Below are 11631 nucleotides of genomic sequence, written 5' to 3' on the forward strand. Positions count from 1 at the left end.
GGCCGACGCCACTGCCGCCCCGGTGTCCGAAGTAGAGTGCGGGGACCGAGGGTCGCCGTCGCTCCGGTCGGGAGGTGACACCGCTCGCCCGGGCGGCGAGGGCCGGTGGTCCGGCGTGCCGGCGGGCCGTTCGCCGCCGGGTCGGCGTCGCGATGCGGACATGGCCTCATCTCTGGGAGTGTGCTCGCCTTGGCAAGACACGAGACACCCTAAACGGGGGCATTACTGGAAACAACCGGTAGTTTTTGAGACGATGCCAACCCAATTGGGTGGTCTATCGGGGGATGTCCGGCGTGGCGACTTGCGCTGCGTGAGTATAGTGGCGCGGCGACGCTCGTTGCCTTCACGAACATGACGGGGCCGAGGCGTCGCGAGTCGATCAGGGAGTGGGATGGCAGGGGTCCGGCCGCTTCGGCTGCGCGCAGCGGGAGGGCCAGGGGCTCCGGCGCAGCCGCGGGGCCGACCGGTCGCGGTGCGGGGGCCGTGGCACTCCTGCCAGCGGCACCGAGGCTGCTCCCGGATCCCGGAACTCGTCGACGCTCGACTCCGCTCCCTCTGTCACCCCGAGTTGGAGGATTAACTAGCCGTGCCAGGTCAGAAGGCGTCCTCCGGGATTGATGCCGCCGCTGACGCCGACGAGGCGCGCGGTGCGGAAAGCGACGGCCGCCCCAGTGCGGTCGGTCAGCAGGGCGCAGCGCGCGACTCCGGCGTCGAGCCAGCCGAGGACAACGCGAACGAGGTCGCGTTGTCCCCGAAGCGCAGTGGCCGCTGGCGGCTCCAGAACTGGAAGGTCCGCAACAAGCTGATCGTCATCCTGCTGGTACCCACCCTCGCGGCGGTGGTGCTCGGCGGGTTCCGAGTCCTCGACCAGCTGCGCGCCGCAGACACCTACGCGTTGGTCGTGCGCAGCGTCGAACTGTCCCAGCGGATCACCGGTCTCGCCCACGAACTCCAGCGTGAACGCGACCTGGCCGCCGTCTACATCGCCAGCGGCCGGGAGCGCAACGACGAGTCGCTCACCGAGGTCATGGGGCAGGTCGACTCCGCCGTCGCGAGCTTCGACAGCGCCGCCGGCGTGCTGGCCACCGACACCGCCTCGGTGCAGTCCGCCCTCGACCGGGCCCAGTACCGCCTGGGCACGCTGGGCGTCCTGCGGGAACGGGCGGTGCTGGGCTCCCAGTACCCGCACGTGGCCGTCATCACCACCTACACCAGCATGATCGACACGCTGTTGCAGCTCAACCGGGAGCTCGCGGCGAGCGCGGCCGACACCGAGGTCAGCTCCACCTTCCGTGGGACCGAGGCGGTCGCCAGGGCCAAGGAACAGATCGCCATCCAGCGGTCAGTGCTGCTCACCGCCGCGCAGGAGGGTTCCTTCGTCACCGGGCAGACCGACGTGGTCTCCCGGGCCAGCGCCCAGTACGCGGCGGCGCTCACCGAGTTCCAGAACACCGCCTCGGTGTCGGAGGCGAACTTCTACGCCGACACCGTCACCGGCCCGGAGGTCGACCTGAGGAGCCGCCTGCTCCAGCAGGCACTGGCCAGGTCGGGCGGTGAGGGGGGCCTCGGCATCCCCGTCGCCGAGTGGAACCAGGCCGCCGCCACCACGCTCGACCTGATGCGCCAGGTGGAGGACGGCCTCCAGGGGCAGCTGCACGGCGAGGCCGAGCGGTTGGCCGGCGACGTCCGCACCGCCGCCTACCGCGACGCCGGTCTGGTGCTCGGCACCCTGGTGCTCGCGCTGGTCCTGATGACCGTCGTCCTCCGGTCGATGCTGAGCCCGCTGCGGACGCTGCGGACGACCGCGCTGGACGTGGCCCACGAGCGCCTGCCGGCGGTCATCGCCCAGATGCGGGACACCGACAACGAGATCCCGAAGGTCTCCGTGCCCGCCGTGGACGTGCACACCCGCGAGGAGATCGGTCAGCTGGCCCGCGCGTTCGACGCGGTGCACAACCAGGCGGTCCGGCTGGCCGGTGAGCAGGCCCTGCTCCGGGCGAACGTCAACGCGATGTTCGTCAACCTCTCCCGCCGCAGCCAGACCCTGGTGGAGCGGCAGCTGGGCCTGATCGACCGGCTTGAGCGCGACGAGCAGGACCCGGACCAGCTGGCGAACCTCTTCGAGCTGGACCACCTCGCGACCCGTATGCGCCGCAACAGCGAGAACCTGCTGGTCCTCGCCGGCACCGACACCACCCGGCGGATGGCCAAGCCGGTCCCGGTCGGCGACATCCTGGGCGCGGCGGTCTCCGAGGTCGAGCAGTACGCCAGGGTCACCGTCTCCAGCACGCCCGAACTGCTCGTGCAGGGCCGTGCCGTCAACGACCTCGTCCACCTCATCGCCGAGCTGCTGGACAACGCGACCGCGCTGTCCGACCCGAGCACGAAGGTGACGGTGCGCACGGCGCACAGCCGCAAGAACGAGCTGATCATCGAGATCACCGACCGCGGTGTCGGTATGCCGGACGAGGAGCTCTCGGCGGTCAACGAGCGGCTGGCCAACCCGCCGCGCGTCGACGTCGGGGTCTCCCGGCGGATGGGTCTGTACGTGGTCGCCCAGCTCGCCAAGCGGCACGAGATCCGCGTCCGGCTGCGCAGCGAGTACCTGGAGGGCGGCATCATCGCCCTCGTCGTCGTGCCAGCCGCGCTGGTCGTCCGGCCGTCCTCGGTGCGGGGAACCGCCGCCGGTGCGCTCGCCCCGCCGCCCGGTCCGGCCCAGCCGCCCGCCGCGGTGGTCAGCCAGGGTGGTGCCGCCGACCCGGCTTCGGTGCCAGCGCTCCCGCCCGGCGGCGACGCCGAGGACGAGTACGAGTACTACGACGAGATGGAGGAGCCGGCGTCGCCGGCGCTGAACAACCTCGACAGCGGGGTGTTCGACGCCAGCGCGGTGCAGGACGCCGGCACCACGGCCACCGCCAGCACCAGCTCCTTCTTCTCCCCGGCTCCGGAGAACCAGGCGGCCGAGCAGCCGGCGCCGGCTCGCCGCCCCGACCGCGGCGCCGACTTCGCCAACCGGCTGTCGGGCGCCCGCCCGGTCGGGCCGGAGGACACCGCCCACTTCAGCCCGACGGACGTCGACGACGCCCAGGGCAGGGCCGAGGAGCCCGAGGGCGCGGACGACGACTGGGCCGACGCCCAGGAGGCGCTGGGGGCATCCCAGGAGGCGCCGGCCGCCCCGCCGGCCAGGCCGGTCGACCGCCCCGCGCGGCAGGCGGCCCAGGCCGGGAAGCGGCAGGCGCCCGAGGAGGAGAGGGACCCGAACGCGGACCTCGACGCCCCCACCGAGCGGCTGCCCATCTACGAGGAGGTGCTGTCGCAGTGGTTCCAGCCGGAGGACCCGGACGCCGCTGACGACCAGCCCGCCGAGGAACCCGCCCCCGCCCCGCAGGCGCAGGCGCGGCAGCCCGCTCCCCGGCCGGCCGCCGGCAGGGACCAGGCCGCACCGTCCGGCAACGACCACCGTGGTCCTCGGCCGCTGCCCAAGCGGCCGGACCGGTCCGCGCCGACGGAGATCGTGCGACGGCCACGCCCCGCCGACCGGCCCGCCACCAGGGAGCCGGAGCGCCCCCAGGAGACGCCCCCGCCCGCACCACCGGTCGCCGAGAGCGCCCAACCGGAGTCGACCGGTCAGCACAGCTGGCGCTCGGCCGGCGACGAGGGGTGGGAGGCCGCCAAGACCGTGCTCAACCAGAGCCCGGAGGACACGACGACGGCGGGGCTGCCCAAGCGGGTGCCCAAGGCCCAGCTGATGCCGGGCTCGATCGCTCCGAAGAAGGACAAGTCCAAGACCCCACCGAGGGTCAAGCCGTCCGAGCAGTCCCCGAGGAGCACCGCTTCTGGAACGGCACCCGCCCCCGCGTCGACCGGGCAAGAGCGCTTCGGCCCCGTTCGCTCGGCCGACTCGATCAGAGGCAGGATGTCCAACTTCCAGCAGGGACTGCGGCGTGGCAGGCACCATAGGGTCGAGACCCTGGTGAACACCGGCCCGTCCGCAGCACAATCACACCAGTCCACCGGCCGTCACGACGAGGAGCAGGAGTGACCGCTTCCGCCCAGCAACCAGGCAGCTTCGGTTGGTTGATCACTGATTTCGTACGGCGTGTCCCCGGCGTCGCCCACGCGGTGGTCGTCTCCGCGGACGGCCTCCTACTCGCGGGTTCACACGGCCTGCCCCGGGACCGGGCCGAGCAGCTCTCCGCGGTTGCCTCCGGCCTGATCAGCCTCACCCAGGGCGCCGCCCGGGTCTTCGACGCCGGTGAGGTGGCGCAGACCGTGGTGGAGATGGAACAGGGCTTCCTGTTCCTGATGTCCATCAGTGACGGCTCCTGTTTGGCTGTCCTGGCGGCACCGAACTGTGATATCGGTTTGGTGGCCTACGAGATGACATTGCTCGTCGAGCGGGTCGGGGCCCAGCTCACGCCAGAGCTACGAGCCCAGTTGCAAGGTGCTACCCGCAGGTGACCTCGCAGGTGAACTTACGGAGTGATCGGTGATGACCACTGACCCTGGTTCCGGTGACGGACGTGCTGGCGACTGGGCCAGCCGCCTCGACCTCGATGGCTTCTACGGACGATCCCATCACCGGGACCGGGCCGAGCGGCACCACCGGGACGAAGACGTCGACTACCTCGTCGGAGACCCGGACCGCGCGCTCTTCGGTGGACCTGGCGCCGATCTGCTCGGCACGAGCATGTCCGACAACTATTCCGACGGTTACGCCGGGGAGTACGCCGACCGCGGCTACTCCGACGGCTACCAGGCCCCGCCACCGGTCGACGAGACCGAGCAGAGCTGGCCGGAGTACGAGCACGACGACGAGGAGAGCCGGGATCCGCTGGTGGAGACCGGTTCCCTCGTCCGCCCCTACGCCAGGACGGGCGGGCGGACCCGCCCCGATTATGATCTTCCCATCGAGGCGTTGGTCTCCACCAGCGATCGTGGCCGCGAGCAGCGGACCGCGGCGCTGGCCGAGCACCGGTCGATCTGCGGTCTGTGCACCGAGACCCGGTCGGTGGCGGAGATCGCCGCGCACCTCCGGTTGCCACTGGGCGTGGTCCGGGTGCTGATCGGCGACATGGCGAGTCTGGGGCTGGTCCTCGTGCACAACAGCGGCCTGGTGACGGGTGACGGGCCGTCTCTCGCGTTCCTGGAAAGGGTGTTAAGTGGGCTTCGCAGGCTTTGATCCCCAGCGGAATGCGGAACAGAAGCAGGCGACCACATCCACGAAGATCGTCGTGGCCGGAGGGTTCGGCGTCGGCAAGACGACCTTCGTGGGCTCGGTCTCCGAAATCGTGCCGCTGACCACTGAAGCTGTCATGACGGAAGCCAGCGTGGGGGTCGACGACCTGACCGCGACGCCGGGGAAGGTGACCACCACGGTCGCCATGGACTTCGGCCGGGTCTCGCTGGACAGCGACCTGATCCTGTACCTGTTCGGCACGCCCGGCCAGCACAGGTTCTGGTTCATGTGGGACGACCTCGTGAAGGGCGCCATCGGCGCGATCGTGTTGGTCGACACCCGCCGGCTCGCCGACGCGTTCGCCTCGATCGACTTCTTCGACGACCGGGAGCTGCCCTACGTGGTGGCGGTGAACTGCTTCGACGGCATGTTGCACCACCGGATCGAGGATGTGCGGGAGGCGCTCACGATCGACGAGAACGTGCCGATCGTGACGTGTGACGCGCGCAACCGCGACTCGACGAAGCAGGCGCTGATCACGCTGGTCGAGCACGCGATGCGGCAGCGGCTGGCCGTGCACAGCGGCAGCTGAGGCACACCGGTGGCCGTGGCGGGTGCCGCCGGCGGCCATCGTTCCGGCAGTCCGGGTGGGGCCGCTGCCGGCTGAGAAGAGAGGTGGACCCGGGCCAGGAGGGAGTCGTCGGGGGCTCCCGGTCCGGGCCGATGGGCGGAAGCGGCACGAGTCCGACCGCGGACGCGGTGCCACCGCCGCGCCAGCAGCCCACCACCGGGGCGGACCCTCCGGGCCCCGGATCGGAACACCGCCGGGCGCGACCGGTCGAACTCGACCGAGGATCAGGACGGCAGCCGGTACCGGAGCAGCACCACGTCGCCGACCGGGCGAGCCTCCACCAGGGTCATGCGTCGGTTCGACGTCCAGGGGAACTCGCCGTCGCCGACGAGGCGCGGAGCCCGGCGGTCCCCCACGAAGAACGGCGCGACGACCAGGTGGAGTTCGTCGACCAGCCCGGTCGTGAGGAACCAGGTGTGGATCGCCGTGCCCCCCTCGACCAGCAGACGGCGCACCCCCCGCCCCGCGAGGTCGGCGAGCACCCAGGCCAGGTCGACCCGGGGCCCCGCGTCGACCACGACGGCCCGACCACCGACGTCCCGACCCAACACGCCGGCGGCCTGATGGGGCGCGTAGACGAGCTTCTCCACCGTCCCCTCGGTGAAGAAGGCCGCTCCGGGGTCGAGATCTCCGCTGGTGGTCAGCGTGACCTTGGTCGGCGAGGGCGGAACTCCCCTCGCCACGCGCGCCCGCCGCCGGTCCTCGGACCGCACGAGGAGTCGCGGGTCGTCCCGGCGGATGGTGTTGGCGCCCACGAGGATGGCGTCACAGCCCGCGCGCACCTCGTCCACCCGGTCGAAGTCGGCCTCCCCGGAGAGCAGCAGCCGGTCGGGCGAGGCGTCGTCGATGTGACCGTCCACGGACATCGCGCAGCTCACCAGGACATACGGCCGGTCCTCACCCATCGCGTTCCTCCTCGTTCGCCGCCCACCGTGGGCACGGCGTCACGATCCTCCCGCACCCGGATGGCCGGAACCGCCCCGCCAGCGGGGCCAGCCGCCCGCCGGGGACGCGGCCAGGGGCTGGGTCGGCACGCCCACCTCGGGCGCTGGCAGGGTGGGGGCATGTCTGCCACCACGGACACCGGCGGGCGCGCCGAGCGCGGCGACACCTCCTGGCACCCGGGCTCCGCCGGCGGGCCGTCGCGGTTGCCAGCCGGGCAGGGCCGGGCGACCTCGGCGGTGCGCACCGGGTCGTCGTACCGGGAGCACCCCGCCACCTCGCTGTGGCCGGGGCTGGCCGTGCGGTGGACCCAACGGGTCCCGGACGGCACACGCCACCACCAGCTCGTCCTGCCGGACGGGGCCGCCGACGTCGTGGTGTGGGACAGCGGCGTGGTCGAGCTGGTCGGCCCCACCATGGCGCCGGTCGTGGTGGGCCTGGCGGGCGGGTCCCGGTGTCGTGCGATCCGCGTCCGGCCCGGGGCGCTGTCAGCGGTGTTCGGTGTCCCGGCGTCCCTGCTGCGTGACGAGGTCCTCCCCCTGGACGCGGTGCTCTCCCCCGCCGCCGCGCGGGAACTCACCGGGCTGGCCCTCGGGGAGCCGGGGGCGGCCGGTGCGACCCGCACGAGGTGGGCCGGTTCCGCTCCCGATCCGAGGGTGCGCCGAACGGTGGACCGGCTGGCGCGGGACCCGGCGGCCCGGGTCGAACGGATGGCCGCCGACCTGGGGGTGTCCGGTCGGCAGCTCCGCCGCCTGGTGCTCGCGCACGCGGGCCTCGGGCCGAAGGAGCTGCACCGCACGTTCCGCCTGCACCGGTTCCTCCGCCTCGCGGAGTCGCCGCACCGCCAACGGAGGTCCCTGGCCGGGCTGGCCGGGGAGGCGGGGTACGCGGACCAGGCGCACCTCTCCCGGGAGGTGCGGGCGCTGTCCGCCCTCAGCCCCGGCGACCTGCTCCGCCACCGGGCGGGCGAGGACGATGTGACCGGTGCGGGGTGACGTCGGCGGAACGGTTCGGGCCAGGGGAGCCCGTCGTGGCGGACCGGCCTCACGGATCCCGGTCCGCCGCCGAGGCCGCCGGTCCCACCAGGAGCGCGAGGCCACCAGCCCAGCCCATCGCCGTCGCCGTCCGGTACTGCCGCCGATCCTCCGGGGACACCTCCAACGCCGTCAGTCCGCTCTCCACCACCCGGACCAGCGTCGAGGTGGGTGACCGGGCCTCCAGTCGCACGGTGACGGTGGCCAGCCCGCCCGGCTGGGGTGGGCGTTCGGGAAGCGTCGAGCACCGGTAGCGGAGGAGCGTCGGCGGGTCGAACTCCTCCACGACCCCGAGGTACCCGCCGTGCTCACGCCGGCGGTACTCGACCAGGCCGCCCGCCCTGCCGTCCAGGGCCGCGCCGTCGAAGGCGTACCAGACCCGAGGGTGGTCCGGCCGCGTCACCAGTCGCCAGGCTCGTGGCGGCGGCACGTCGAGACGACCTCCTGCCGCACGCTGCCCTCGTCCACCCTCGCCCCGCTCGTCCCTCGGTGTTCCCGCTCCATGACCGCATCCGGAGCACGAGGCCCGGAGCGGGAACGACGTCGCGTCGGCGCGGGTCAGGCCGACGGGGCGGCTGCCGCCGCCCGGTCGCCGCACCCGGGGCGCCACCACCACACCGCGTGCCCACGTCCCCGAGGGCAGACTCGACGGCGACAGCGGGACGTTCGGCGACCGCCGCCGTTCCCACCCCGGCCCCACTCGGGGCGGTCCGCGCGGTCCGCCCGGGAGCGACATGCGAGCCGTCCAGGACGCGGTCCGAGCGTTGACCGCGAGGAACTTCACCCACGTTCGGCTGCCCGCGCGTGGCCGGACCGCGCGCGCCGAGCTCTTCGCCCGCGACCACGGGCTCCACATCGACCTGCTCAGGGTCACGGGATTGGCGGACGCCCACGCGGCGAGGATGGTGGCCGGCCCCAGCGGCCCCGGGAACGCCACCCTGCTGTGGGCGGCGGAGGGAGGGTTCGTCGAGGTGGTCGTCGAGTTGCTCTCCCTGCCCGAACCGGGTGAGCCGGGGGCGCCGACGTCGCCAAGCTACCGGGTGGTGCGTCCCCGGTACCTGTGGACCCGCCCGCCGTCGGGCCGCACCGGTGCGACGCCGCTCTGGTCGCCCAACTGATCAGGGCGGCGGGCCGCCCGAACCAGGCGACGCGGCTCCCCTCAGTCCTCCACCAGGGCCGCGCTGGTGATGCGGTGCAGCGGGTACCGGCAGGCGGCCTGGTCCTGGTCGAAGCCCTCCACGTACCCGCCGCCGATGCGGACGGGGCGCACCACCCGCTGGGTGGCGGTGCCGTGCGAGTCGACGAAGCCGATCCAGATGCTGCGCCCGGCGCGGACGGCCTGGTGCAACAGGCTGAGCGCCGCCGACGAGCTGGTCCCGTTCCCGACGCCCGAGGAGGCCGTGCGACCCCGTTGGGCCGCTCCGGCGCGGTCGCCCGCCCGGAGGTGCGCGACCAGCTCGAGCACCCGCTCCTCACCGAGGGCGCCGGTCGGCACGGTCCGCCGGCCCGGAGCGGCGCGCCGGGCCGTGCGGCGTCCGGGGGGTCGCAGATCGAGCAGCTGCCCGCCGGTGTCCTCGGCGGCCGGGGCGAACCCCGCCGCCCGCAACTCGGCGAGGACGTCACCGAGGGGTAGCGGGCTGATCGCCACCGTGGGGGCGATCCGGCGCAACCCGAGGTCGGTCGTCCTGGGACTGCTCAGCACCTCGGCGAGCAGGACGGGGTCCTCGCAGCGGACGAAGCACTCCGCCGTGCCGACCCTGAGCAGCCCGTGCCGCCGCGCCACGTCGTCGAGGAGGTAGGACAGCGACTGGGGGACGGGCGTCCTGGACCGGGTGCGGAAGAAGTCGTGCAGCTCGGCCGCGGTGTGACCGGCGTCGAGAGCTCGGCGCACCGTGCTCTCGGTGACCCGGTAGACGGTGGCCCCTCCCGCGGACTCCACGTCCGCGACCAGCCCCATCATGTCGCTGAGCCCGGGTTCGAGTGGGCCGGGGGCGACGACGGTCAGGTCGGCCTGGACCAGCACGTGGTCCACCGGCGGGGGCATCGCTGCCCCCATCAGGCGGGTCGGCTCGTCCTCCGGAGGCGCACCGCTCGCCTCGGCGAGCAGCGCCCTGCCCGCCGTGGAGAGCCCGCCCAACGCCAGCACGCCGAGCGAGGTCGCCTCCTCGACGGTCCACCGGGCCAGCTGGTCCCGGAGCCGTCCGCCGCGGCGGGGGGCCCGCCAGGCGAGGACCGCGACGGCCCGTTCCTGGTCGCGGACCACCGTGCCCGGGGCCAGCCCGGCGAAGAGATCCAGCACGCGGACCCGTTCCAGGGGGGCCTGCGGGAAGCGCAGGTCGTCGGAGAGCGGGCCGAGCGCGCGGTCGCGCTCGTCGCGCGCACCCGTCCGCCCGGGGAGGCGGGGGAGGTGGAGCCACGCCCTGGCCAACGCCCCCCAGCGCAGCTCGGGGGGAGCGCTCAGCCACTGGTCCGCCGTTGTGCTGAGCAGCCAGTCGCCCGACTCCTCCCCGCTGGCCGCGACCAGCCCCGCGCCCACCGCCAGCTCCACCAGCAGGGCGGCGTGCCCCTCGGCGCAGTCCACGGCCTTCGCGACCCGTTTGAGCTCCCGGACCGCCAACCCGCCGGACTTCAGGATGGGCGGGGGGTCGGCCGACCACAGGCGCAGCACCGCCTCCACCTGCCGGCCCAGTTCCATCGCCGCGCCGGCGGCGGTGGCGTCGACGAGTGCGGCGTCACGGGGGGCGGTGTCCAGGACCGGTGGGGTGCCGCGGAAGCCCGGGAGCGGGTCGGAACCGCGCAGGGCCAGCCCGACCTCCCTGGGCAGTTCGACGGTCTCGCTGTCCCGCCGCACCAGCAGCCCCGCCGCCAGCAGGCGTTGCACGGGCGTCCGGGGTGGTGTCGGCACCGGGCTGCCCGCCTCCCGGGTGGCCCCGACCGGCGGGCCCGCGGCGAGGGTGTCGAGCAGCCGGCGTTCCGGTTCGCCCAGTTCCGCCACCCTGGCGAGCGGGTCGACCCCGGCCAGGTCGGGGACCGACCTGCCCAGCCCGGCCGGGTAGGGGCCCAGAACCTCGCGGAGGCTGGGGACGACGGCGAGCTCAGCCCCGTCGCCCACGGTCCACACCAGCGCGCGGTGCGTGAGCGTGGTGAGCGAGTCGCGCAGCGGTTCGGCGGGTACCGCGTCGCCCAGCAGCCGGTCGAGCTCCGACCGGGAGGCGGGCCGACGGTCGGCGTCGAGGACCAGCAGGGCGGTGAGGATGTCCAGGCAACGGGCGTCGAGGTCATCGCAGGCCCGGGCGACGGACACCCGGACTCCGACGCGGGTGGCCAGGACCGAGCTGTCCGCGGGGGGCGGGGTGGCCACGTCAGGGCGCGCCCGCAGCAGGGCCGCGAGCGTGCCGTCGTCCTGGTCACGCAGCCAGTCCGCGAGTGAGGTGCCGGGCATCGGCGTCCACGTTAGCCCGTATCGGGCACACTGATGAGCAGCACCCGCCGCCCGTGGGGCCGTCAGGCGGCCGTCCGCCGGGTGCGAGACGACCCGTTGCGATCAGGAGGAGCCGTGGCCAAGCCTGTGCCGAGTGACCGGATGGAACCGACGTGGCCGGACGTCCACGAGGGCAAGTACGCGGTGAGCGAGCTGGCCGCCCCCGTGGCCGGGGCGCTGTCCCCCTTCGGTGAGGTGGAGTTCCCGCTGCCCCAGGACAAGCTGCCCTACCGGCACCCCGTCACCAGGATCAACAGGTGATGAACGTCAGACTGTGACGCCTCCGGGCGGCGCGCTCGCCCCGCGCCGCCTCCGGGGGCGCGCACGCCGCCCCAACTGCGGCTTCCTCCTCCGCCGGGCTGCT

General features: G+C 73.7%; 10 protein-coding genes. 7 read left to right on the forward strand and 3 right to left on the reverse strand.

The features are described from left to right. The first annotated feature begins 586 nt into the window (after positions 1–586). From ACOJVX_RS01990 to ACOJVX_RS02005, 4 genes are read left to right on the forward strand one after another with little or no spacing between them, the layout of a single operon-like run. Positions 587–4042 (forward strand): sensor histidine kinase, encoded by a 3456-nt coding sequence (locus tag ACOJVX_RS01990; protein WP_051313383.1) that lies wholly within the window; start codon positions 587–589, stop codon positions 4040–4042. Further along, on the forward strand, positions 4039–4461 hold the full coding sequence (locus tag ACOJVX_RS01995) for a roadblock/LC7 domain-containing protein (RefSeq protein WP_026417533.1): 423 nt from the start codon (positions 4039–4041) through the stop codon (positions 4459–4461). Before ACOJVX_RS01990 ends, ACOJVX_RS01995 begins: the two co-directional genes overlap by 4 nt. A 31-nt stretch (positions 4462–4492) precedes the next feature. Further along, positions 4493–5182, forward strand: coding sequence for a DUF742 domain-containing protein (locus tag ACOJVX_RS02000; protein WP_103055796.1), 690 nt, complete (start codon positions 4493–4495; stop codon positions 5180–5182). Further along, positions 5163–5771: a GTP-binding protein gene (locus ACOJVX_RS02005; RefSeq protein ID WP_026066338.1), complete on the forward strand. Its 609-nt coding sequence runs from the start codon at positions 5163–5165 to the stop codon at positions 5769–5771. Before ACOJVX_RS02000 ends, ACOJVX_RS02005 begins: the two co-directional genes overlap by 20 nt. 263 nt (positions 5772–6034) lie before the next feature. On the opposite strand, the gene ACOJVX_RS02010 is transcribed toward ACOJVX_RS02005, so the two are convergent. Continuing rightward, positions 6035–6715: a RibD family protein gene (locus ACOJVX_RS02010; RefSeq protein WP_030105176.1), complete on the reverse strand. Its 681-nt coding sequence runs from the start codon at positions 6713–6715 to the stop codon at positions 6035–6037. A 159-nt stretch (positions 6716–6874) separates the two neighbouring features. Here ACOJVX_RS02010 and ACOJVX_RS02015 point away from each other — a divergent pair, with 159 nt between their 5' ends. Then, complete coding sequence (locus tag ACOJVX_RS02015; protein ID WP_418153861.1) at positions 6875–7747, forward strand: helix-turn-helix domain-containing protein; 873 nt, start codon at positions 6875–6877, stop codon at positions 7745–7747. Positions 7748–7796: 49 nt separating this feature from the next. Here ACOJVX_RS02015 and ACOJVX_RS02020 read toward each other — a convergent pair whose 3' ends face one another. Continuing rightward, entirely contained in the window at positions 7797–8522 is a 726-nt protein-coding gene (locus ACOJVX_RS02020) for an SRPBCC family protein (protein WP_422647200.1), read from the reverse strand. On the opposite strand from ACOJVX_RS02020, the gene ACOJVX_RS02025 reads away from it, so the two are divergent. Further along, positions 8521–8904, forward strand: a complete 384-nt coding sequence (locus ACOJVX_RS02025; protein WP_026417531.1) for a hypothetical protein — start codon at positions 8521–8523, stop codon at positions 8902–8904. The genes ACOJVX_RS02020 and ACOJVX_RS02025 overlap by 2 nt on opposite strands. A 41-nt stretch (positions 8905–8945) precedes the next feature. Here ACOJVX_RS02025 and ACOJVX_RS02030 read toward each other — a convergent pair whose 3' ends face one another. Beyond that, entirely contained in the window at positions 8946–11228 is a 2283-nt protein-coding gene (locus ACOJVX_RS02030; protein ID WP_026417530.1) for a helicase-associated domain-containing protein, read from the reverse strand. Between the two features lie 114 nt (positions 11229–11342). Here ACOJVX_RS02030 and ACOJVX_RS02035 point away from each other — a divergent pair, with 114 nt between their 5' ends. After that, on the forward strand, positions 11343–11528 hold the full coding sequence (locus ACOJVX_RS02035) for a hypothetical protein (protein ID WP_026417529.1): 186 nt from the start codon (positions 11343–11345) through the stop codon (positions 11526–11528). Positions 11529–11631 lie beyond the last annotated feature (103 nt).

It is taken from the genome of Actinoalloteichus caeruleus (genome assembly GCF_049311605.1).
Taxonomy (GTDB): Bacteria; Actinomycetota; Actinomycetes; order Mycobacteriales; family Pseudonocardiaceae; genus Actinoalloteichus_B; species Actinoalloteichus_B caeruleus.

What these genes read in the sequence shown, in the direction of transcription:
- ACOJVX_RS02000 (WP_103055796.1), top strand. Translation starts at nt 4,493, where the DNA reads ATGACCACTGACCCTGGTTCCGGTGACGGACGTGCTGGCGACTGGGCC.
- ACOJVX_RS02010 (WP_030105176.1), bottom strand. Translation starts at nt 6,715, where the DNA reads ATGGGTGAGGACCGGCCGTATGTCCTGGTGAGCTGCGCGATGTCCGTG.
- ACOJVX_RS02015 (WP_418153861.1), top strand. Translation starts at nt 6,875, where the DNA reads ATGTCTGCCACCACGGACACCGGCGGGCGCGCCGAGCGCGGCGACACC.
- ACOJVX_RS02025 (WP_026417531.1), top strand. Translation starts at nt 8,521, where the DNA reads ATGCGAGCCGTCCAGGACGCGGTCCGAGCGTTGACCGCGAGGAACTTC.
- ACOJVX_RS02020 (WP_422647200.1), bottom strand. Translation starts at nt 8,522, where the DNA reads ATGTCGCTCCCGGGCGGACCGCGCGGACCGCCCCGAGTGGGGCCGGGG.
- ACOJVX_RS02030 (WP_026417530.1), bottom strand. Translation starts at nt 11,228, where the DNA reads ATGCCCGGCACCTCACTCGCGGACTGGCTGCGTGACCAGGACGACGGC.